Source organism: Flavobacterium flabelliforme (genome assembly GCF_017948675.1).
GTDB lineage: Bacteria > Bacteroidota > Bacteroidia > Flavobacteriales > Flavobacteriaceae > Flavobacterium > Flavobacterium pygoscelis.
On record NZ_JAGFBU010000003.1, the window covers coordinates 121,120 to 145,065 of the forward strand.

15 protein-coding genes are annotated in these 23,946 nt (G+C 34.9%); 5 read left to right on the plus strand and 10 right to left on the minus strand.

Features of this window, described 5'->3' with window-relative positions; genetic code table 11:
* The first annotated feature begins 654 nt into the window (after window positions 1-654).
* The 3 genes from J3S90_RS09280 to J3S90_RS09290 are packed head-to-tail and all read left to right on the plus strand — an operon-like array spanning window position 655 to window position 7,707.
* Window positions 655-3,729, plus strand: coding sequence for a SusC/RagA family TonB-linked outer membrane protein (locus tag J3S90_RS09280; RefSeq protein WP_210645964.1), 3,075 nt, complete (start codon window positions 655-657; stop codon window positions 3,727-3,729).
* Window positions 3,730-3,737: 8 nt separating this feature from the next.
* Complete coding sequence (locus J3S90_RS09285) at window positions 3,738-5,132, plus strand: RagB/SusD family nutrient uptake outer membrane protein (RefSeq protein WP_236023921.1); 1,395 nt, start codon at window positions 3,738-3,740, stop codon at window positions 5,130-5,132.
* Window positions 5,119-7,707, plus strand: coding sequence for a S9 family peptidase (locus J3S90_RS09290; protein WP_210645965.1), 2,589 nt, complete (start codon window positions 5,119-5,121; stop codon window positions 7,705-7,707). Before J3S90_RS09285 ends, J3S90_RS09290 begins: the two co-directional genes overlap by 14 nt.
* Before the next feature lie 46 nt (window positions 7,708-7,753).
* Here J3S90_RS09290 and J3S90_RS09295 read toward each other — a convergent pair whose 3' ends face one another.
* The 10 genes from J3S90_RS09295 to J3S90_RS09340 form a co-directional block, all read right to left on the minus strand.
* Window positions 7,754-8,005, minus strand: a complete 252-nt coding sequence (locus J3S90_RS09295) for a hypothetical protein (protein WP_210645966.1) — start codon at window positions 8,003-8,005, stop codon at window positions 7,754-7,756.
* Between the two features lie 116 nt (window positions 8,006-8,121).
* On the minus strand, window positions 8,122-9,630 hold the full coding sequence (locus J3S90_RS09300; protein WP_210645967.1) for a MauE/DoxX family redox-associated membrane protein: 1,509 nt from the start codon (window positions 9,628-9,630) through the stop codon (window positions 8,122-8,124).
* Between the two features lie 99 nt (window positions 9,631-9,729).
* Window positions 9,730-10,635, minus strand: a complete 906-nt coding sequence (locus tag J3S90_RS09305) for a helix-turn-helix domain-containing protein (protein ID WP_210645968.1) — start codon at window positions 10,633-10,635, stop codon at window positions 9,730-9,732.
* A gap of 654 nt (window positions 10,636-11,289) precedes the next feature.
* A complete protein-coding gene (locus tag J3S90_RS09310) occupies window positions 11,290-12,528 on the minus strand; it encodes a site-specific integrase (RefSeq protein WP_210645969.1) in 1,239 nt (412 codons plus the stop codon).
* 685 nt (window positions 12,529-13,213) lie between these two features.
* Window positions 13,214-13,903 carry an SRPBCC family protein gene (locus tag J3S90_RS09315; protein ID WP_210645970.1) on the minus strand — a complete coding sequence of 230 codons (690 nt, stop codon included), beginning with the start codon at window positions 13,901-13,903 and terminating at the stop codon, window positions 13,214-13,216.
* Window positions 13,904-14,222: 319 nt separating this feature from the next.
* Window positions 14,223-14,648: a hypothetical protein gene (locus J3S90_RS09320; RefSeq protein WP_210645971.1), complete on the minus strand. Its 426-nt coding sequence runs from the start codon at window positions 14,646-14,648 to the stop codon at window positions 14,223-14,225.
* 141 nt (window positions 14,649-14,789) lie between these two features.
* Window positions 14,790-15,173 carry a YidH family protein gene (locus J3S90_RS09325; RefSeq protein ID WP_210645972.1) on the minus strand — a complete coding sequence of 128 codons (384 nt, stop codon included), beginning with the start codon at window positions 15,171-15,173 and terminating at the stop codon, window positions 14,790-14,792.
* Window positions 15,174-15,975: 802 nt separating this feature from the next.
* A complete protein-coding gene (locus J3S90_RS09330) occupies window positions 15,976-18,321 on the minus strand; it encodes a TonB-dependent receptor family protein (protein ID WP_317192536.1) in 2,346 nt (781 codons plus the stop codon).
* A gap of 61 nt (window positions 18,322-18,382) precedes the next feature.
* Complete coding sequence (locus J3S90_RS09335; RefSeq protein ID WP_210645973.1) at window positions 18,383-19,750, minus strand: HTTM domain-containing protein; 1,368 nt, start codon at window positions 19,748-19,750, stop codon at window positions 18,383-18,385.
* Window positions 19,751-19,752: 2 nt separating this feature from the next.
* Window positions 19,753-20,874 carry an imelysin family protein gene (locus J3S90_RS09340; RefSeq protein WP_210645974.1) on the minus strand — a complete coding sequence of 374 codons (1,122 nt, stop codon included), beginning with the start codon at window positions 20,872-20,874 and terminating at the stop codon, window positions 19,753-19,755.
* Window positions 20,875-21,094: 220 nt separating this feature from the next.
* Between J3S90_RS09340 and J3S90_RS09345 the strand changes: the two genes are divergently transcribed.
* The gene (locus J3S90_RS09345; protein WP_210645975.1) at window positions 21,095-22,288 is read left to right on the plus strand and encodes an imelysin family protein; all 1,194 of its coding nucleotides are present in this window, start codon (window positions 21,095-21,097) and stop codon (window positions 22,286-22,288) included.
* A gap of 60 nt (window positions 22,289-22,348) precedes the next feature.
* Window positions 22,349-23,743 (plus strand): di-heme oxidoreductase family protein, encoded by a 1,395-nt coding sequence (locus J3S90_RS09350; protein ID WP_210645976.1) that lies wholly within the window; start codon window positions 22,349-22,351, stop codon window positions 23,741-23,743.
* The last annotated feature ends 203 nt before the right edge of the window (window positions 23,744-23,946 follow it).

Below are 23,946 nucleotides of genomic sequence, written 5' to 3' on the forward strand. Positions count from 1 at the left end.
CATGGCGTGGGCTCACTTATTGTTGCATGGTATACCAGTACCTTCGGCGCAGTAAGCTGAGTTCCATGCCATTTTTTATGGCTAAACCTCAGCTGATTTTCTTAGCCAATCTTCCTTCTTATTTAAAGTCTCGCAAGCAAATTAATTTGTTGAATTAGTTAGTTTGGAAATGCACTGCCTGCGTCAGGCTGCAACTGCCAACGGCAGTGTACTTTCCTTTTAAAAAAACTTTATAACCTAGTTGCCTATGCAATAAAAACACAATAAGAATAGCAATGTCAATAGCAATAGCAATGTCAATAGAATAGCCAACATTGGTCAGAGTGCAGATTGCAGCGATGAGACAACCCATAACATACAAAAATTGCAAAGATGAAATACTACAAACAAATACAAATTGCATTAATAGCAGCTTTACTAGCAATAATATGCCTGTGGTTATTTGGTTGCAACTGTTTTTAAAGATTTAAAAATAGCTACAGCTTATCTAACACCAACTCCTAACTCTAAAAAACGCCTATGATCAAATAAAAACTTTAAACCTTAGCCCTTCGTGGCACACACATAAAAAAAAGGCCCTCTCACCGTCTGGACAACTGTATAGAGGACCCATAGCTAACCAAAACATTCATTTACATTAACTAAACCAATATTATGAAAAATATTTCATTAAACAAGGGTAGGCGGGCATGGTATTTTACTATTTGCTGCTGCCTTTATTTCACTGTTTCTTTTGCTGAGGTAAGTAAGAAGGAAGAGAGTGGAGATTGCTCCGCCAATTCGCTAACGCTTGTGTCCTCCTTCGTCGGGATGACAAATCAACAACAACAAATTACGGGAACTGTTACTGATAATCAAGGGCAAATGTCGGGAGTGACCGTTTCTATTAAGGGAAAGAGTACAGCAGTCCTTACTGATTTTGATGGAAAATACACCATCGCTGCAGCCAATACAGATGTATTGATTTTTTCCTTTATGGGTTACAAGACTATAGAAATGCCCGTAAATAGTAAAACCGTAATTAACGTGGTCCTGCAAGAAGATGCCACCAACTTGCAAGAAGTAAAAGTCAACGCTGGTTATTACAGCGTAAAAGAAAGCGAACGCACGGGCAGTATTTCCAGAATAACTTCAAAGGATATTGAAACGCAACCAGTCACTAATGTGCTTGCAGCAATGCAGGGGAGGATGGCGGGGGTGAATATTACGCAGACTACGGGAATGCCAGGTGGGGGATTTGATATACAGATACGCGGACAAAATAGCCTGAGGTTTGATGGTAACAGCCCCATGTATATCGTGGATGGTGTGCCTTATGCTTCTGAACCCATTGGAAGCCTTTTTACGTCTGGACATTTGCCGCGAAGGACGAGTCCGTTAAATAGCATTAATCCGGGGGATATAGAAAGCATAGAAGTATTAAAAGATGCCGATGCAACCGCTATTTATGGTTCACGCGGTGCTAATGGTGTTGTGCTCATTAGCACCAAAAGAGGAAAAGCAGGCAAAACTAAATTCACGGGTAGTGTCGCTAGTGGTTCAGGCCATGTCACCCGATTTATGAAACTAATGAATACCGCGGAGTACCTCTCAATGCGACGTGAAGCGTATGCCAATGATGGTGTTACGGATTATCCGGCTAATGCCTATGACATTAACGGAACATGGGATCAAAAGCGATATACGAACTGGCAAAAAGAATTATTGGGAGGGAACTCCAGTATTAGTACTATGCAAACCTCATTGTCAGGCGGTTCAAAGCAAACGCAATTTGTATTAAGTGGTACTTATAATAAAGAGACTACTGTGTTTCCGGGTGACTATAAATACGAAAAAGGCAATGTTCACCTGAATCTTAATCATGAGTCAGAAGACCAACGGTTCAGGATTAATTTTACTACGGGGTATGTGGTACAAAACAATATTATGCCGACAGCTGACTTTACGGGGACAGCTCTAAGCTTAGCACCTAACGCACCTTCGCTTTATGATGCCGTAGGGAATTTAAATTGGGAAAATGGTACTTTTGAAAATCCACTACAATTACTTGCGACGGACTTTAAAGGGAGAGCTAATGACCTTATTGCTAACTCACTGCTCTCCTACAGTCTGTTTAAGGGATTCGAACTCAAATCGAGTTTTGGTTATAGCGATTTGCGTTACAAAGAATTAAATCTGTTGCCTTCAACAATGTATAACCCCGCATACGGTTTAGACAGTTCCTCATCGTTGGTTTTTGAGAATAATACCAGTCGTAATTCGTGGATTGTTGAGCCGCAGGCTAACTACCATTTGATGGCAGGTCAAGTCAAGATTGATCTGCTTGCCGGTAGCACTTTTCAACAGCAGATGGCTAACCAAGTTGTGCATATGGGCTATGGATTTTCGAGCAACGGTCTAATTGAAAATCCGGCATCGGCATCCTTCTTCTCCATTATGAACAGTGATGCAACGGTATACAAATACCAGGCTTTTTTCGGCAGGGCAAACTTCAACTGGAAAGGCCGCTATATTATCAATATGACGGGACGGAGGGATGGATCAAGCCGGTTTGGGATTGCTAACCGGTTTGCAAGCTTTGGGGCTGTAGGGGCATCATGGCTTTTCGGTGACGAACCGATTGTAAAAAAACATGCAGAATTCCTTAGTTTCGGTAAACTACGAGCCAGTTACGGTACCACCGGAAATGATCAGATAGGAGACTACCAGTATCTTGATACCTATAGTACATCTGGCAGCAATTATGAAGGCATAAGCGGCTTACAACCGACTAGATTATTCAATAAGGATTTTGGATGGGAAACCAACCGGAAACTTGAAGTAGCACTAGAAACAGGATTTTTGAAAGATCGTATTTTTTTGACTGCGGCTTGGTACCGAAATCGTTCAAGCAGTCAATTACTAGGTGTGCCTTTACCAGGAACTACCGGATTTAACTTGATACAGGCAAATCTTGACGCAGAAGTACAAAACAGTGGTTATGAATTGACCTTACGTACGCTGAACCTACAAGGCGATAAATTGAGTTGGACAACGAATTTCAATTTTACTAGTGCTAGGAATAAACTGCTCTCTTTTCCAGATCTGAAAGGTTCGTCTTACCAATCTCAATTTGTCATTGGTCAACCTTTGAATATTGTTAAGGTATTCCATTATATTGGTCTTGACCCGCAGACTGGTACTTATCAGTTTGAGGACTTAAACGGTGATGGTCTACTATCGGCTAATGACGACAGGGGTTTTGTAAAAGAACTGAATCCGAAGTTTTATGGGGGATTGCAAAACCAGTTGAAGTACGGAGCTGTGCAACTGGACTTTTTGTTTCAGTTTGTTAAGCAGGAAAACTATACTGAAGCATTTGGAACCGTTTTGCCGGGAACAATGTCTAACCAGCCGGCATCGTTCGTGTCTCACTGGCAAAATCCGGGGGATAGTGGTCCTAATCAGCTTTATAGTACAGGAATCAATCCTACTGCCCAGCGTGCAAACACTCTTTATTCCCAAAGTGATGCGGTTATAGCGGATGCTTCTTACATCAGGCTGAAGAATATTTCACTGACCTATGATTTGCCGAAACAATGGACAAAATTCTTTAGTTGCAAGCTGAGCGTGCAGGGTCAAAATGTACTTGTCCTCACTTCTTATAAGGGAGGGGATCCTGAATTTAAGACTGCAGGTTTCATGCCACCTTTACGCGTTTATACTTCTACATTACAAATCACTTTTTAACTGAAGCCATGAAAAATATACTATCAAAGAAAGCTATGTTACCTATTTTGATTCTAGGTATTGCTATACTGTTTACAAGCTGCGATAGCTTCACAGAAGTTGACCTTCCAGATTCACAGCTTACTGCTGATGCTGTTTTTGAAGACCATCTTACCGCTAATGCTGCGATGACTGATATTTACACAAAAATGCGCGACAATGGACTATTTACAGGCCTATTTACAGGATTGTCGAACCAGTTGGGGCTCTACAGTGATGAACTTAACTCTTATTATAATCCAGGTAGCTTATCATTTAATTTCGGTAATAGTGCTTTGCAAGCATCGGGAACGGAAATAGCTCAATTATGGAACAGTAGTTATAGCCAAATTTATGCTGCCAATGCCGTGATTGAGGGTGTAGATCATTCTGTTTCTCTGCCAGAACCTGACCGTAACCAATTGAAAGGAGAAGCTCTTTTTGTACGAGCACTGATTCATTTCTATTTGGTAAATTCCTTTGGTGGTGTGCCGTATATCAGCACTACCAATTATGCAGCCAATCGTATTGCGCATCGTACTGCTGAAAATGATGCACTACTCTTAGTTAAATCTGATCTTGAACAGGCTATTGCGCTTTTGCCCGAATCGTATAGTAGTCCAGAACGTGTGAGGCCAAACCGCTATGCGGCGTATGCGATGCTGGCGAGAGTTAATCTTTATCTCCATTTATGGGATGAGGCTTCTAATGCTGCTTCTGCTGTTCTGAACCAAACAGACGTTTATGTCTGGGAGAATGATCTTGATAAAGTTTTCCTCAAAGAAAGCACCACTACGATTTGGCAATTGATGCCTGCTATCATGGGAGACAATACAAAGGAAGCTAAAACATTTGTGTTTTTTAACGGACCGCCACCTTCATCATCACTCTCACCGACCATTCTTAATGCGTTTGAGGCTAATGATCAAAGAAAAGTGCACTGGACAAAAATGATTACAACGGGTGTTAATAGTTGGTCTCACGCTTATAAATATAAAGAGTATTCCAACACGGGGAGCTCTGTAGAATATTCGATTGTGCTCCGACTTGCTGAGCAGTATCTGATTCGTGCCGAAGCCAGAGCGCAGCAAGGTGATTTGATTGGCGCTAAAGAAGATTTGAATAAGATAAGGAATACAGCAGGTTTAGGGGATACACCAGCATCATCTAGTGCAGAAATTATCACTGCCGTGCTAAAGGAACGCCAAACTGAACTTTTTTGTGAATTTGGACATCGCTTCTTTGACCTAAAAAGAAATGGGTTATTGGATACTGCATTGTTTGCTGTAAAATCTGGTTGGAATACGACAGATAGATTTCTTCCGCTACCTCAAAAAGAATTGTTGTTAAACCCAAATCTTGCACCGCAAAATGATGGTTACTAGAATAGCTCAGACAAAGAAAAAACTTCGTTATTTTTTTTTCTACCGCTTAACTACATATTGTTTTTTGCTAGTGGGCTGCTCGGTAATAGGGCAGGTTTTACAAAAGAAAACGGTACCGGAAGAAGATTATCATTTATGGAGTGATATGCTATCGCACAGTATTTCTGATAGGGGAGGTTGGGCAAGTTACAGCCTGCAATACGATACAGCTGATACATTATTTGCTATATCAATGAAAAATAGGAAAAAATACCTGTTTCCTCGTGGTACAAATGGTGTGTTTAACGGTGAAAATTGGTTTGCTTGCAAGCAGAATGATACATTGGTTTTGCAAGACTTGACATCAGGAAAAGTGAATTACTTCCCGAAAATTAACAGCTATTCATTTTCGGGTAATGGTAAGCACTTACTACTAATTACTGATGATCAAAATGGCAACCAACGCTTAACTGTAAAAAACATGCGTGGCCAAACCGTGGCTAATGTAGAAAATATCAGTGAATGGATATGGAATACAAGCAAGGATGCGATTGCCTACGTTATTGGAAAAGAGAAAATAGAAGTACTTGAAATCTTTGATAATTTCACAAAAAAAGAGATACCGGTTTTAACATATGGCGCGATTAAAAACCTGAGTTGGCTTAACCAAACTATTGCCTTTATTCAAAATACTGGCTTGAGAGGCAAGCTGTATGCCTATCGGCTAGATACTGGGAATCTTTTGTCATTTGAGCCAGAAACCTGTTCCAATTTCCCTAATGATATGAGCATAGGCGCTAGTTTTGGTTCGATTAAGATTTCAAATGATGAAAGACGTATCTTTTTTATGTTGAAAGAACCTATATCAAATAAAGACACAACCGAAGTTGTTCAAGTGTGGAATGCAAATGACAAGCAAATCTATCCCCATTTAAAAATGTATGGAGACCTAAGCTTACAGGATAAGATCGCGGTATGGTTTGTAGATACTGGGCGGTTTTTGCAGATTAGCAATAGAGAAGAGCCGTCTATATTAATGGGTAGCGGCGGAGATTATGCATTAACTTGGAATGAATTCGAATCTGAGCCACATTTTGATGGTATAGGATTGAGAGATATTTATGTAACTGCAATTGAGACGGGTACAAAGCGATTATTGCTCAAAGGATATCCAGGGACGGGAATGGAGCCGGCATTTTCTCCCAAGGGCAATTACTTATCTTATTCAGTAAATGGTGACTGGTGGTTGTATGATTTCAAGAAGGATGAACACCGAAACATTACTCGAGATTTGGGCGTTCCGGTTCGTGATATCGATTATGATCGTGCGGGGCAAGTTCCTTTATATGGTATTGCGGGGTGGAGCATAGACGATAACTCTCTTTTCATTTATGACCAGTTTGATATTTGGATGATTAGTGCTGACGGAAAGACAAAGAAACGGTTAACCAAGGGGCGTGAAAATAAAACTACTTTTCGTTTTGCAACTGCCCAACGCAGGCTACCCTCTAAGTCCGATTATATGGATCGGACCAATGCTATCATCAATTATTCGACGCAGTGGATTTTATCTGCTCATAATACAGTAACCGGCTTCAGCGGATTTTACTCGTATGATTCAAAAACCGGTGCGAGCCCAATCGTTTGGGAATACAAAAGAACTGACCGTGTGGTAAAGGCGAAAAATAGTAACGCTTTTATTTATATCTCGCAGCATTTTGATGCGCCCCCAGAGTTGCTGTTAGTCGATGCTCTTGGGAAACAAAAAGAATTGTATCGCAGCAATCCGCAACACAAGAACTATTTATGGGCTAAGGCTGAGAAGGTTTCGTATGTAGTAGATGGAAAACCTTTGACCGGTGTTTTAATTTATCCTGCGGATTTTGATCCTGCGATCAAGTATCCTATGATTGTTAACATTTATGAAAGACAAGGAGGTAGTTTACATCGGTACGTTAACCCGACGCTATTGAACGAGAATGGGATTAACTTTTCGGTTTTTTCGTCAAAAGGTTATTTTGTTCTTTTACCAGATCTCGTTTACCAATTGGGTCAGCCGGGTGAATCAGCAAAAAAATGTGTATTGGCTGCAGTTGATGCGGTTCTTTTAAAATATAATGTTGACCCCAATAGAATTGGATTAACAGGGCACTCCTTTGGCGGATTTGAAACAGACTACATTATAGCAAAAACGGACCGATTTGCAGCCGCTGTATCCGGTGCTGCTATTACAGATTTGGTATCAAGTTATCTTTATTGTAACAGTAATTATGCGACTTCAGAATTTTTTCGATATGAAATTGATCAGGAACGTATAGGATTGTCTTTATTTGAAGGGATGTCAAGTTACCTCAACAATTCACCTGTGCTACTGGCTCAAAATGTAACAACACCTTTATTGGCATGGACAGGAGATGAAGACAAACAGGTGCATTATTTTCAAAGCATCGAGTTTTATTTTGCTTTGAGAAGGTTGAAGAAAGAACATATTCTACTTATTTATCCCAAGGAATCTCATACGATATCTGAAAGGGAGAAACAGGCTGATCTCACAAAACGAATTGAGGCCTGGTTTGCGAAATATTTAAAGCCTTAAATTGAAAAGCCGTCACATTTTTTTTGTGGCGGCTTTTCTTTAATATTTAAGGATTACTTCTAAACAACATCGTTGGACATTGGTTGTCGCTTATGCGACGATACAACTGCGAGTTATCAATGCTTGACTTACATAGCTGACCTTGAACGTTATCACACGATTCTACAGGTTGACAAGGTTGGGCAGCACCAATTACCTTTTTATAACCCGTTTCACTAGCTATTACGGTTGCCTTTTTTTCCATCGCATTTGAGGATAAAGCACCAACTAATCCGAGAGCAACAAATGCTACCGGCATACCGAATTTTAAAATTTTAGTTTTCATAATCGTAAAAATTAAAAGTTTTGATCTACTCTTTTTTACAGGTTTTCGATCTTGTCCTGCTATTTGGCCAATAGATTGCTTAGTCGGGTTTACGACCGACTCTGTTTTTTATAATTAGCTGTTATTATGGGCTGTAGTTTGTAGCTTATAAGGTGATTTCCCACTAGGGCGTAAAGCTTATCACCATGCACTATTATATCACGTAACTTTTGTTTGTCGACATCGTAGACATAGAAGCTTTCGAGATAGCTATTTGAAGAGATATTATAGCTATCTACAATACTGGCTAGTTTCCACATTTCTAAGCTTTCATATCGACCGGGGATATTACTATTTATAAAGAGTACATTACCATAAACAGCTGCATCTTTATTTACTAGTAACGGCTTTTTTGCAAATTTTCGCTCACCACGTTTTTCTAAATCTACTAATTCAATATTGGAATGGGCTATAGTATCAATTGTATTGCCTCTGAAATCAATATTTAATTGTGGACTGGCGACGATGAACTGGTTGCGATAGGCGTACAAGTAGATTATTCTGTTTATGCCATTACTATACATTAATGAACCATCGGTATCGAAAAGGCCATCAATCTGTTTTTGCAATAAATTATGATTTAATACTGTCTTTTCATTGGAGAGTAGATCAACTTTACCTAATACACTTTCACCACTACCACGTTTTTGTACGCGAACTGCCATAGACGTTGAGTCAATTGGTTCTGCAAAGCTAAAGTACTCAGAGCCACTTTTGTATAGCTTCGCCTTCCAGTCCGAAGTTTTGCCCCTGAATATGCAAGGAACCATTCCATCATAAATGTAAAAATAGGGTGCCTTTACTTTAATTGTCAGTGAACGAAATGGCAAGTCGATTTTGTCAAGAGTAATATTCTGTATCGTTGTTTTATTTAACGCTGTATCTACAACGGTCATTAATAATTGCGAGGTTGTATTTCCCAAATAAACTTGACCATCATCGGCACCTGCAAAATAGTATGACCTTAATTTGAGGTTATAATCCTTTATTTTTGTTACAGGAGCACTGGATAAACGCCGAACAAATTTGTTGTGATAACTGTGGATATTCTCTGAGATTAAAAATAAAACAACTACGATACTAATACTGGTTACTGCGGAACTGGACACCAGAATTAATTTCTTTTTTATGGTAATATAGGGTGTTGGTTGCAGCCAAATTCCAATCAGTGCCAAGAAAACAAATCCTATGTTGAAAATCAAATGCTCTTGCCAGTTCATCTTTTCTAAAATACCGCCACAGGAACAAGGAACAAATACACTGTGATTTAAAATAATGTAGATGTAAGCGGTAAACATCAGCATTAATGCAAAAGAGGATACTAAGGCTGCATACCTAAACTTTGGTAAGACCAAAAAGACGACAATTAAAAGTTCAATTGATGGAACCGCCCATGCTATTTGTTCAGCAAAAGAACTCAAGAGCGGTGATTGTCCCAGCTGTTGTTTGAAATTCTGGAAATCAAGAACTTTTGTGATCGCTGCATAAGTGAATAGCAAAATAAAGAGCCAACTTATTAAATTCACTATTGCACTTTTAATTTTTTCAGAAATTTTCATAATTTGCTTTTTTGGTCTTGTAAAATTCTATAATATAAAATTGTAAGATTATGCAAATCAGGCATTTCGTTATTCAAAAAATAAAAAAGTGGAAAAGTATTAGGGTAGAAGATCTTCTTCGGGTCTTGATAGATCACTTGGTTTGTAGCCAAATCTTTTTTTGAAGGCTTTATAGAAGTTAAGATAGCCCTTAAAGCCATTCAGATATGCAATTTCTTTTAAAGAAACGGATGTTTGACGGATCATTAGATTCGCTCTTTTTAAGCGTTCTTCTTGATAAAAGTTATAGACACTGGTTTTAAAAACGGTTCTAAAACCATTTTTTAATATGTGTTCTTCAATAGCAAACATTTGAGCCAAGTAATGTAAAGTGGGTAATGGTTCATCCAGATGACTTAAAATATAATCATGTAATTTTTGTACCGCAGTAACTTCATTCTGTCTACGGATTTTTGAACCAGAGAGACGGTCGTTAATGTTACGCATGTCTTCAAGTAGAGTTGATACTGAACTTACAATTATTTCATCGCTATATAATAATCTTGATATTGTGCAAAATGACGGCAGTAGGTGATTATCACCAGTAATGAAAATTAATTGCAAAGTAGTGATGTAATTGGAGTTTTTATTTAATTCATCAAGAATACCGTTCCAAATATCTTTCGATTGCTGGGAGATTAATTTACCAAAGTCGGTATTGATAATTGTATCTGGATTGTATTTAAGAGTGAGCGCCACTTCATTATTAAAACTCAATAAAACAAAATTATTATCTAATACAAATGTTAACTGAATTAGATTGTGGTATTGGTAGCAAGCGGTTATGTATCCTGATTCCTTATTTATTTTTTGGAGTTCTTCAGCAATTTTATTTAATGCTTCAGCAGTATTTTTTAATTCATCATTACTATTATCCTGGATGCGGAAGGTCATATTTCCAGTTGCCATTTCGAACAGCATTTTGTAAATACGTTTAATCCGGTCCTGATTAAATTGTTCTGACATATAATATAATTTGAAGTGATTTGCTGGAGGAAGAAATGGGAAAACCTGTGCAAACCTATCAAAATAAATTATTTGAAGCTAAAAGTATAGTGTTCAATTCGGGAATTGAATAGGGCAAATTAAGTTCGATTATGGTCTTAAATTAGTTTTAGGAGTATAATTTTAGGATTGTTTGAATTTGAATGCGATGGATTGAATTTGAATATACTGGTATATTTTATCTTGTTACTAATTAGAGATATACTTGTCATTTCGGGATCATTTGTTGTTGATTCGGGAGAGGAGTTGTCAATTCGGGATCATTTGTTGTCAATTCAGGAGAAAGAGTTGTCAATTCGGGAATATTTGTTGTCATATCGCAAGAGGACTTGTCAATTCGGGAGCATTTGTTGTCAATTTGGGAGAGGAGTTGTCAATTCGGGATCATTTGTTGTCATTTTGGGACTATTTGTTGTCAATTCGGGAATATTTGTTGTCAATTAGGGAGAGGAGTTGTCATTTTGGGAGATTTATTGTCGATTTGTGAGAGGAACGTGGAAGTCACTGTTGCAAATATTTTTTTTATTCAACAACACAATTTCAAATTGATTTATGGCAGATTATCATAATGAAATGTAATATTATAACAGACCTTTGCTGCTTCTTAAAATGACACTAAATCATCGATTTAGCCATTAAACCATCTTTAAATTTATCTCTCAAAATCATCATATCTTCACTTACTTTCTTATCTAGAACTTTTGCATAATGTTGAGTGGTTCTTAAGTTTTTGTGCCCAAGCATTTTGCTTACGCTTTCTATAGGAACCCCGTTAGTTAGTGTTACTGTGGTTGCAAAAGTATGTCGGGCAATGTGGAAAGTAAGATCTTTTTCAATTTCACAAACGCCAGCAATTTCTTTTAAATAGGCATTCATTTTCTGGTTTGAAAGAATAGGAAGTAGTTTGTTTTGATTATTGCATTCCGGATGGCCCTCGTATTTATCAATAATCATTTGGGTAATTGGAAGGATTGGAATCTTCGAAGCTGCTTCTGTTTTCTGACGGTGGGTAAAAATCCATTTCTCTCCGTCAATACCGATGCTTATATGGGATTTTGTTAAGTTTTTGACATCAATGTATGCCAAACCGGTAAAGCAGCTAAAAAGGAAAATATCGCGGACTAGTGATAGTCTTTCTGTTCTGAAATCTTTGTTGATGATATTCTGAATCTCTTCCTCCGATAAATATACCCGTTCCACTTCTCTGACTTTGGCTTTGTAGTTACTGAATGGGTTTCTGTCAATCCAATTGTTGGCCAAGCAGATCTTTATTATTTTGTTGAAATTCTTGATGTATTTCACTGCAGTGTTGTTAGCGCAATTCCGAACGCTGCGCAAATAGAATTCATAGTCGGTAACAAAGGCATGATTTATTTTATCAATTTCGATATCTGATATTTTGTATTTCCATTCGAGAAAATCTATCGTGTGTTTTAGAGAGGTCTTGTAACGTTCCAAAGTTCCTGGTGCATATTCTTTACCCACCAATTCTTTTATTTTATTGTTGTGGTCTTGGAAGATAGGTATAAGGGTGCGTTGTCGTTCTTCGATACCCAGTAATTTGTTTTTTAATGTTTCGGAATTTATAGGAATATCGGTTTTGATTAATTTTTTCTCAGCATCGTATATTTTGGATTTCAAATGTTCAAGATGTCCATTTATTGAACGAGCTTCTTCTGAGGTACCCCTCATTTTAGACACTTCGCTATGCCATTTGGCGGGGTCTATAAACTTTCCTGTACTATTATCAATGCGTTTGCCATTGATAGTTATTCTTTGAAAAATAGGAACTAACCCTTGTGCGTTGACTTTGGCTCTTTTTAAGTAAAAGAGGATTGAGATGTTTTCATTCATAGCTGGTGACCTTTAAGTTAATAGAAATTTAAAATTACTATCAACACAAAACAAGATGTCCATTTAATGAACTCCTTGCTATTACAAGGTTTACCATAGGTAGGGGCACAATGTTTTTGAATTTTGCAAGTGCCCCTAATAGTACCCCTTTTAATATGATAAACTATGAATAATTTGGAAGGGGTATAAAAGAAAAAACCCTCTAAATCATACGATTTAAAGGGTTTTAGTTGGCTTTTTGAATTAACCAGCGGAGAAAGAGGTTCCGTTGCCTTTAAATATTTCCTAGTGATTATAGGGGTTTACGATATACTATTTAAGAACAGGGACACCCATAGGGTTACTTCCAAAGTTTTGGATTTTTTTATAATGAATAAAGGTAATAAATTTTATTAAAAAAATGAACAAATATTCACTAACAGTGCAGTTTAAAGTGAATTTGGAAATGATATATTATAAATTATATTCTTTCTTGAATAGCTATTTTATTAGTAAATAACTATTATAAGATTTCATTTTGAAAACAAAAAAACATACAAACCACTGCACGAATATTTTAATTTATTCTATCTTCAAGTGCGAAACTAGGTCGTATAAGTATTTAGTAGACCATATCTCCAATTGTGTATTATCTTTTATAAATTGAATCACATCTGCTTTTACCTAGTAAAATTATTTATTCTCTCTAGTCGGTATTTAACCCATTTGATTCGATATAATACCTGAAACTTTCAATGTCATTTTTAACCATATTTTTAAAATAAGAATTAAATAATTGTGTTGCTTTATCCCCTAAAACGCCATATGGTGTTCGATACAAAATGGTGACGTCAATAGTAGTAGCCTGACCAACTGGTTTAAAAGAAACTTTTCCTACGTTCTCTATTGATGAATTATTGACTGATTTCCAGCTCAAAAATTTACCAGTTTCTTCTTTGGTTATTTTTGCTTTCCATCTTATTTTACCAACTCCCAGTGGGCCCGTAGCTGTCCACTCAGAAATTTCATGATCTAGATTTTGTACATTTTCTAAATGATTCATAAATTTAGGTAAATTTTCTAAATTTCTCCAGAAAGAATACACTTGTAAAATAGGTTTATTTACCGTTGTCCTTACTGTAATATTTACGTAATGTGGATCAGCATCACTAAAGGTTTCTGCAGCATGATATGCTGGACAATATCCTGAAAGTCCACGTAATAGCATCGCTCCACCAAAGGTGTTTTTTGCTGTGCTACTTTCCTTCTGGGAAAACGCTTTATAAAGAACATAAGCACCACCGGCAATCATTAATATCCTTTCAATTGTAGGAACATTTTTTTTAGGAAGTATATTGCTTAGTGCATACTGTTGGGATGAATTTTTATTTTCCATTTTTCGATATTTTTATGTTAGCTCCTATAAAATTTTATTTAATTGTTATAAGTGGCTCCACGACGATGAAAAATAATTTTAGATTGATAAATAAAACAATAATGTCAATTATACTTTTTTTACATTTCTAAACAAACAACCACTGTGGAGCCACTTATAATTTTCAAAATTTTAATGTTTAAAAATCCTTATAACTGTTTCACCATTGATAAACTTGAGCAGGAGCATAGATTTATAATTTCAAAATTATTAAGAATCACATATTTTTCTATTACAGAATTTTTTCAAATCCTTCTATTATTATGTTCTTCTTTTTAAACTAATAATTTTCATTTCTATTTGAACCGTCTCCTATTGGATCATTAGGATCAGCGCTATTTAAAAAGTGCTCGTTGTTCTGCGGAGTTTCGTCATCATTTGTATCATTGTCCGATTGTTCATCTATATCACTTTCGTCAATTTCGTCAATTTCATCAATGTCATCAATGTCATCAATGTCATCCATGTCATGCATGTCATCTATGTCGTCATCATTTTCCCCATTATTCAGGAAATCGTCATTATCTTCCTCTTCATTAAGTTCTTTATTTTCTTGATCACTTAATCTATTGTCATCATGGTCAGGAGAATTGTAGGTATCTCTTTCATTTGTGTGGTCAGTCACATTTTCATTAGTTATCATGTTTTCTACACTTTCTTTTGCTACCTCTTTGATGTCACTTGTTGTTTTACTTAAATTATCCATTTTGTTGAATGTTTGAATTAATAATAAATTAAAATTAGTGAAAGAATCACGTTATCATTTACATAATTAGATTTTATACTTTATTAATTATAAGATTACTGCGAATTGATTTAGCACATAAAAGGTAGGATTTGCATCATTCTAATAATTGCTTGCAATCAAATAAGAGATAAGAGAAATAACCATAATAAAAAGAATGACTGAAAATATTGTAACAAGTAAAGAGGAATATTTATACTCCCCTTTTTTAAGTAATTTGATTGTTTGAATGTATCGGAGATAAGCTAGTAAAATTATAAGTGCTCCGGCAATTAAGAAGCCAAAACCCATATTAACGGTATAGTCGCTAATATGTATTGGTATTTCTTGAATATTCTTAGTTGGAATATGTTTTAAGAACAGTGAAAACTTAACAGTAACAAAACCGAAAACGAGTATCCCTACAGCAGTACGAATCCACGATAGAAAAGTTCTTTCATTGGAAAGAAATTCATTTATAAAATACTTATCATCTTTATTTTCCATTATTCCATTATCAACAATTAATAATTGTAAAATTATTTTAAAGTTTTGGAAAGGTCTTATATGTTTCGTTTAAATTGTTCCAAAATCTTTATGTTGGTTTTTGTTTTACAAGACTTGTATTGAATGTAGTTTTAATATTCCTTTAAATAGTAAGGCGCAGCAGCAACAAAATACTACATACAATTTAATTAAATTGTATGTAGAATTTTGTATTAATTTTTTATTAGAATTAAAATAATATAAATTTCTTTTAAGATTCTGTAAGATGATAAGTGTGTGGATGATATAAATTTACAAAACAGAATTCAAGCTAATCTTTAATAATTAATTTTTACGTTGTAGAAACAAAAATGAAGAAAAAATTGAATTTTAGTTTAAGTCTAGCTTTAAGCTTTACATAAAAAATTGAATCGATGCTTGTTGCAAACGAAGGTCACGGGTAGTCAGGTTGTTGAAGTAGCTGTAACGGCGTATGTCCTTTCCACCCGTTCGGGCATACATAAAAAGCCTACGTCTCCATTGTTCAAGGGGAATTAGTAACACAACAATAGTCCAAGCATCGATCAATTTTTAAAAAAAAATTTCATAATGAATTTTAGTAAGATTCAGTTATTTTAATTTTTCATCTTCCATTGCATTTTAGGATAGTTTTAAGTTTTTCATGTGAATCGCATTTAGCTTTAAGCTACTTATTTTTTTAGTTTTGCTATTACAATTACTATTTATTTACAAGTAACAAAAAGTGATATTCAATCTAGATGGTACGTTTTTTTTAATACTTAATTCAAGATTTTCATTAAAATTAAAACTTGAATTCGATTGTGGTATAAAAAGTGATAGGATCAGAGGGGATAATTCCTGGACCTGGATAACCAGTAGCTCTTCTTGTAAAATAGGTATTATTGGTAAAATTTGTTAATCCCGTTTCTAGCTTAAATTGCTTACATTTATAAGAAAGAGATATATCGCCCACATAGTAACATGGGATTTGCCCTGAAGTACCATTGCTTATTGCATTAGCACCAACCTTTGAATTAGTAGCATCAGTAAATTGAGAGGAAACGTACGAAAATTGAATACTCGCCATAAAGTTTTTATATCCTACACCAGATCCTATCTTTAAATTTAACATTGGTACAAATTCTACTTCCTTTCCTTCAATTCCTTTTTGCTCTGATCTTAAATAATCTGAACCTGTAAAAGCTGCATTTGTAAAAACATTCCACAAAAAATCATCTGACTTCACAAAGAATGTTTCAGCGATATTCCAATTTAGTAAAGTCTCAAAGCCATAAGTCAATGCCGTTCCAATATTGTCACGATAACGATAGAAAAGCCCACCTATTTCAGTATTATATTCTCCTATTTTGTCATTGTAATACAATGCGTAAACACTCGAATCGAAACTTAATTTATTTCTAAAATTTCCACGAATACCAATATCTGAAGTATATCCTTTTTCGTCAGAAATGCCAGGTGCGATTGCTTGATTAGAATTTACAGTTCGGATGTCATTGAATGTTACAGATCGGTAATTCTGAGAAATATTTCCATATACTTCTAAGCTATTTTTGGGTTTAAAACTTAGTCCGACACCAAATAAAACAAAATTTCTATCCTTGACATTCTCTTCAAAAATAGTTTCATCTAATATTATGTTTCCTGCTAAATCTCGATTAATCTTTCTGTAGGAACCATTTGCCTCTGTTCTAATTTTTTCAATTCGAAATCCAGGAGTGATAGAAAATTTAGAACTAATCTTAAAAATATTCTCACCGAATAGGGAAAAATTTAGATTTGGATAATGATAATCAGATTGGTTTTCGAAAAAAGGAAATTCATTTGTAGATAAATTAAAATCAGCATTGCTTCTTGAACTTCCTGGTCCTTGAATGCCAGTATTATTAGATTGGTAATATTTACCTCCTATCAAAAAAGCACTTAAATTATCATTAATGCTATACCTCTTAAGGTATCTCGCTTCTGCTCCCCAGTTAACAAAATCTCCAGTAATCAAATCTCGTACGGTGTCGACCTCATCCGGAATAGAAACTCTATTAGGACGGAAACCAACTGTTTTTCGGCTTGCATCTAAACCAAAAAATTGTAAAGAAAAATCAGCGTTATGTTCAAAATGATGTTTGAATCGCAGCGCATATAAATTCCAATTTACACCAAACCAATTTCGTTCACGATTGCTTTGATTTGAATTAGAATTAAACATTTCATCTGTTAAACCTCCTGCTTGATGTGCTAAGTAATTAAAATAAGTGTAGTCAAAGTGTAAAGAAGTATTTTTAGTGAATTGATAATTTAAGTTTATAAAATAATTTTTACTTTCAAAATCAGAGTTTGGTCTAAAACCATCTCCTTTTTTATAGTTTATAAAAGTATAGTAACTGAATTTTTTTGAAGTTCCACTTAAACTGCTAAAATTAGTGTACAACCCATGAGACCCAATTGTATTTCTCGTCAAAAACTCAATAGGTTTATCAACTGGTTTTCTTATTTTAAAATTTACTAATCCACCAAACTGTGTTCCATATTGAAGGGAAGCTGCACCACGAATAACTTGTATTTCTTCCAAAGCTTCAGTTGGAGTAGCGTAGTAACTTTCCGGGTATCCTAATACATCTGCACTAATATCATAATCATTTTGACGCGTATTAAAATTAGAGGTTCTATTAGGATTTAAACCTCTTCCTCCTATGCTTAATTGCAAACCTCCGTCCGAGCTTTCATTGATTGTAAGCCCTACTACTTGTGCATAAATTTGCCTTGCATTATTTGTTGCTTTATTAGCCAAAAGGTTAGAAACTGCTATAACCTCCGTTTTTTTACCAGCATAGATAGCTGTTTCCTCAATATCCTTTAGTTTATTTAATGTAAATACCTTAGCGCGTTCCTTACTTACTATCACCTCTGAAAGTGAATTCATTGCACGCAAAGTAATTACTAAATTATTGGTAGGTGCGACAATCATTTCATCTGTAATAGCATAATTATCTTTATAAAATAGAAAATTGTAAGATCCTTCATTTGTAACGATCATTTCAAAATAGCCATTAGCATCGGTAGTACCTTTTTGATTGGTACTGCTATTAATGACTTCTACCGCTACTATTTTTTTACCCATCGCGTCGTGCACAAAACCAGAAATTTTATTTTGTGAAAATACCGAGGTGGAAAATAAAAAAATTGTAAAAAATTTAAAAACCTTTGATAGTGTCATTAAATGGAAGAATCCATGATTTGTGTTGGAAAGATTCATATTCTTTAGCTAAATTTATGGAGGGATTTATATATGTTTTACTCAGTCTACCGTTTAGTGCAACGTAACTAGCGACATACACTTCAGGATTATTGACTCCTGCTTTTTTGTAATAATTATGTAAAAAATGTGCGTATTCTAAAATAAAATCAGGTTGAAAAGCCATTTGTTTTTCCTGAAAAGCAGATAGAAATTGATGATTGATTACCAAAATCTCTTGCTTTGTACGAGCATCAACAACTTTGAATTCTGTATATCCAGCTTTCTCCATTAACATTACCCGCCAAGAGAAACGAAAACCTTCCTCAGTCCAAAATAATTCACCTGGATAGGCTAAGTATCGAAAAGGGAACACTAATTGAAAAACTAAAAACAGTCCCAAAATCACACGCTTTATTAGACTAAATGAATTTAAATTTTCGACTAACACTTTTGAATTTTGAAACATTGCTATGTTAAAGTTCAATGCTTTGGTAATTCTTCTCAATATTTTTAAATGGAATGAAGATTCAAAAAACACTAAACTACTTACAATCATTATGTATGGGAATACCCCAATTGGAAATAATATTTTTGTTATTAAATGGAAAATAACAACTAATACAAATGCAAACCAGCGCGTTCGTTTGTACAGTAATAAAAAAGGAATGCTTAAGTCATAAATCATTCCACTCCAACTAAACGCATAATGAACCCAACTCTCGTTTAATAAATCTCCTAGAAAGGGCAAATTTGAATTGGTAGGCAACCAAATTTTTAAGGGCATTGCCTTAAAAAGCCAATCGGAATTAATCTTAGCTAACCCTGCATAGAAATAGACAATACTTAATAATAATTTTAAAACATCTGTCGTCCAGCGTGGAATATACTCAAATCTTTTCTGGGCATTTCGATAAGCATCTATTGAAAAAAATGCGCTAGCCGGTAAAAAAATAAGAACAAAACTAATTACCGAAATAAAATAATAATGATTAAGGTAAGTGGTTTTATCCATCAATTCAATATACGTAAAACTCAGAAAAAAAATTAAGGCTGAGAATCGATATTTATATCCTAGTGCGATTCCTAGTGCTGCGATAAATGCAATGAAAAATATTAAGTAGGTGTAAATTCCAATAGGACGAACCCATTCAAATCCATAATAAGTAAAATGAAATAAGGGTTCAATGTAAAATTTGTCAACCCATCCGTAACTAACAAATCGAAGTAAACTCAAACACATCATTAAACCAAAAGCCAGCCTAAAAAAAGCTAACGTTCCGGCTGATGACTGTTTACTTAGATAATCTTTGATTGCTTTGTTCATAATTAATCTCCATCTCCATCAACATAGTCAATAGAAATATTTAATGCTTGCATCATATCTAGCTTAGTATATATAACTAATTTCTGCATAGCATCATAAGTAAGTAACATTTTTGAATTATCAGCATTTACTTGATTGGAAAAACTTTCATTCAATACTGAAGTTGAATTTAATACCGCATCATACTGCTTATTAATAGTGCTACTTAAAAGTACACCATCACGCTCCGCTTTTACATAGTCAAGGAATGATTTAAGACCTGCTCCATTTATTTCAGAAGTAGTACTTTTTCCATTAAAAAAATCTTTAGAAGACTGAATAGCAATTTTTAATAAGGTTTTTGAAATATCATTTTTATAAAACCCTTCTACTTTTTCAGGAAACTTAATTTCATTTGAAAATTTACCTGCAGCAATTCCAACTTTAGCGGTTCTGATATCTTTTTCAAAATGTTTCACAAATGCATTTGTTGTACTGTTTACTGCACTTGTAACGGAGGTACCATTGTTTTTAACGTAAGTATCTCGAAAACTTGTCTTCCAGTCATTAAGGACGACTGTGCTATTATCATTAATTTTTTTTACGACTGCTGATAAATAGTCTTTATACTTTGCTGCGTTAGCATCAGATGTATAGAACTTAAGAACACTAGCATCATCAGTTCCTAATCCATTCAATAAATAATCGATTGCTGGGTATCCTTGCTTTGCATATTGGGCATTCAAATTTAAATTATAGCTACCAGATGCTATGTTATTTTCGATTCCAGCAACATCAGTAGGATAGGTATTGCTGATTTCATTTAAACGAATTTCCTCTGCTTTACCAAAATTAAACAGCGCTACTGATTGATATGATTTATACGCCTCGAACCAAGCATTTCTCAACAAATCAAGATTTACAGTATTTGGAGTATTAAAAAATAAAGTTGTGGCACTTTCTAACAGAACTGTTTTCTGTTTATAAATTTCGTAACGTGGCACGATAATATTATCTGCCCAATTTGTCAAAAGTGCCGCTCTATCAAAAGCATTAGGATTGCTGGTAGTGTCTGTATCTGAGTCGTTTGACGTACAAGATATAATAATCCCAAGTCCGAAAAATAAAAATAATAGCTTCTTCATTAAAAATTTTTTTACAAAAATACAAAAGTCAAATAAGTTATTTGAATTTATTCTAAATTAATTTAAGGTTTTTTTATGCTCAACGAACTTTTCAAAAATGGTAGCAAATTCTGACAATTAGACAAATGTTAAATCTTAAATTTCTTCGAACTAAGAAATATTTATTAAATAAATATTTTTATATTTGCCCTTCTTTTTAATTAATCTAAATAACAATAATATGAATAAGGCATTTTTAAAAGCAGTTTTTATCTTTACAATTGGTGTGACAGTTGCATCTTGTACTAGTGATGATAAGTCTACGGAAGTTGAACAGAAAGTAACAAAGAAGCAAGTAATTGAAAATTATGCCACGATAGCATGTGCTAATTACAAGCAAGCTTATGATGATGCCGTACTTTTAGAAAAAGCAGTAACAACTTTTACAACCACGCCTTCAGAGGCTAATTTTGTAGCTGCAAAAAATGCATGGAAGGTCTCAAGAGAAAGTTATGGTACGACTGAAGCTTACCGTTTTGCAAATGGACCAATTGACACCGGAGATAATGGTCCAGAAGCATTAATTAACTCATGGCCATTAGATGAAAACTTTATTGATTATGTTGATAATAATGGAACATCGACACAAGATGGAATCATTAATCAAACTCTACTTTATCCTATAATTAACAAAACTGTGCTGCTGACAATTAGTAAAACGGAGTCAGGCGAAAAGAATATAGCCGTAGGTTATCACGCTATTGAATTTTTATTGTGGGGACAAGATTTGACAGACCCATCTGAGAAAAAAGCAGGACTAAGACCTTATACTGATTATCTGCAATCTGCGGCTGGAACTGCAAGAAATCAAAAAAGAAGAGCAGATTATTTAAATGCTTGTGCCGATGTTTTAACTGATAATTTAGACTACTTAGTAAATCAATGGAAAGTTGGAGGCGATTATAGAAAAGAATTTTTAGCCTTGGCAGAAGATACAGCCTTAAAAAACATGTATTTAGGGATCACTACTCTAGCGTTAGCAGAATTGCCAGTTGAACGTATGGATGTTGCATTAGAAAATGCAGATCAAGAAGACGAACACTCTTGTTTTAGTGATAATACGCATAGAGACATCGCTTTAAATTTACAGGGAGTTATTAATGTCTATCAAGGAAAATACGGCACTATAGATGGAGCGTCCTTAGAAGATCTAGTTAAACAAGTGAATGAAACTAGTTTCACAGACACCGCTGCTTCAATAAAAGACGCACTAGCAAAAGTTGCAGCAATGCAAACTCCTTTTGATCTAGCAATCTCAGGTGGGACAGCATCAAATGAAGGAAAAAAAGTTACAGCAGGTTCTTCTGCGATTAAAGTTTTTGGAAAAAATTTACTTGCTGGAGCAGCTAAAATTGGATTAATTGTTAATGGCTAATTATATAATAATATATATCTATCAAGTGCTCTTCAAATAGAGCACTTTTTTGCATTTACTATGAAAAAGATTCTAAAAATTTTCCTTACACTTTCTCTTGCAACGGTACTGGGATGCAGTAATACCGACGAAATTTATGTTGATCTGCAAGTAGATGAGAAAGAACAATATTCTGGCGGTGATTTTACTGCTTTTAATACTTCAGAAGAAGCCTTTGGTTTTGCAGGTACTAATTTGACAAATAGTGAACAGATAGATTTTGGGGTGGGCAACTCTTTTTTTAGACAAAGTTGGGTATCCGCACCTGCTTCAACAACAGCTAGAGATGGATTAGGACCTTTTTTTAATTCAGTTTCCTGTGCTAATTGCCACTTTAAAGACGGAAGAGGTAGACCACCAGCATTTGATGGTGAAAAATCTCGCGGACTATTATTGCGTTTAACTACGGAAGGTAATTATCCTGATGGAAGTGATTATGTAGATCCTATTTATGGCGGGCAGTTGCAGGATAGTGCTATTTTAGGACATTCTATTAAAGGTTCCTATACAGTTTCATATCAAACAATTATAGAGAAATTTGACGACGGAACAACGGTTGAGTTACAAAAACCTAGTTACCACATTAGAGATTTAGGGTACGGAAGTCTGGGAACTTCTACAAAAATTTCACCTAGGATAGCGCCACAAATGACTGGCTTAGGACTGCTAGAAGCGATCGACGAAAGCACTATTTTGGCTTTTGCTATTGACAATAATAAAAATGAAATTTCAGGAAGGCCAAATTATGTTTATGATATACTTACAAAGTCTACCAAAATAGGACGCTTTGGATGGAAATCAAATCAGCCAAACGTTCGACAACAAGTTGCTGCAGCATTTTCTGGAGATATGGGTATTACGTCCTATTTATTTCCCAATGAAAACTGTCCACCAGGCGTAAATTGCGACGAAATCCCAAATGGTGGAACTCCAGAAATAACAAACATAAATTTAGATAGAGTAGCCGTTTATTCAAGTACACTTGCAGTTCCTGCACGAAGAAACCATAAAGATCAAAATGTATTAGCTGGTAAAAAAACTTTTGAAACTTTACAATGCGCTTCTTGCCATATACCAAAAATGAAAACTGGAAATACACACCCTATAATGTCATTAAGAAATCAAACTATACGTCCATACACCGACTTGTTATTGCATGATATGGGTCCCGGTTTAGCTGATAATGCAAAGGATTTTAAAGCTTCAGGTAACGAATGGCGAACACAGCCTCTATGGGGTATAGGATTAATTCAAACGGTAAATAAACATACCAATTTACTACATGATGGTCGTGCCAGAAATATTGAAGAAGCTATTTTATGGCATGGAGGTGAAGCGCAGAAAAGTAAAGACGTCTATAAAAAACTTTCAGCACAGAATCGAAAAGATTTACTTGCATTTATAAATTCGCTGTAATAACTTGGCTGTTATTAATGACTGCCTTTTTTTATAAAATGTATTATCTAATTACAATTTTTATAATTTTGAAAGGAAAGACTGAATATTTTTATAACATTCTAATGTCACTTAAAACTAATTTAAAATATGTCCTTTTAACGTACTTTCATTAGATCAATTATGTAATTGTAGTACAACAATTATGTAAATTTGATAACAGG

What these genes read in the sequence shown, in the direction of transcription:
- J3S90_RS09295 (WP_210645966.1), bottom strand. Translation starts at nt 8,005, where the DNA reads ATGCCGGTAGCATTTGTTGCTCTCGGATTAGTTGGTGCTTTATCCTCA.
- J3S90_RS09340 (WP_210645974.1), bottom strand. Translation starts at nt 20,874, where the DNA reads ATGAAGAAGCTATTATTTTTATTTTTCGGACTTGGGATTATTATATCT.
- J3S90_RS09335 (WP_210645973.1), bottom strand. Translation starts at nt 19,750, where the DNA reads ATGAACAAAGCAATCAAAGATTATCTAAGTAAACAGTCATCAGCCGGA.
- J3S90_RS09310 (WP_210645969.1), bottom strand. Translation starts at nt 12,528, where the DNA reads ATGAATGAAAACATCTCAATCCTCTTTTACTTAAAAAGAGCCAAAGTC.
- J3S90_RS09320 (WP_210645971.1), bottom strand. Translation starts at nt 14,648, where the DNA reads ATGGATAATTTAAGTAAAACAACAAGTGACATCAAAGAGGTAGCAAAA.
- J3S90_RS09325 (WP_210645972.1), bottom strand. Translation starts at nt 15,173, where the DNA reads ATGGAAAATAAAGATGATAAGTATTTTATAAATGAATTTCTTTCCAAT.
- J3S90_RS09305 (WP_210645968.1), bottom strand. Translation starts at nt 10,635, where the DNA reads ATGTCAGAACAATTTAATCAGGACCGGATTAAACGTATTTACAAAATG.
- J3S90_RS09285 (WP_236023921.1), top strand. Translation starts at nt 3,738, where the DNA reads ATGAAAAATATACTATCAAAGAAAGCTATGTTACCTATTTTGATTCTA.
- J3S90_RS09300 (WP_210645967.1), bottom strand. Translation starts at nt 9,630, where the DNA reads ATGAAAATTTCTGAAAAAATTAAAAGTGCAATAGTGAATTTAATAAGT.
- J3S90_RS09345 (WP_210645975.1), top strand. Translation starts at nt 21,095, where the DNA reads ATGAATAAGGCATTTTTAAAAGCAGTTTTTATCTTTACAATTGGTGTG.
- J3S90_RS09290 (WP_210645965.1), top strand. Translation starts at nt 5,119, where the DNA reads ATGATGGTTACTAGAATAGCTCAGACAAAGAAAAAACTTCGTTATTTT.
- J3S90_RS09280 (WP_210645964.1), top strand. Translation starts at nt 655, where the DNA reads ATGAAAAATATTTCATTAAACAAGGGTAGGCGGGCATGGTATTTTACT.
- J3S90_RS09350 (WP_210645976.1), top strand. Translation starts at nt 22,349, where the DNA reads ATGAAAAAGATTCTAAAAATTTTCCTTACACTTTCTCTTGCAACGGTA.
- J3S90_RS09315 (WP_210645970.1), bottom strand. Translation starts at nt 13,903, where the DNA reads ATGGAAAATAAAAATTCATCCCAACAGTATGCACTAAGCAATATACTT.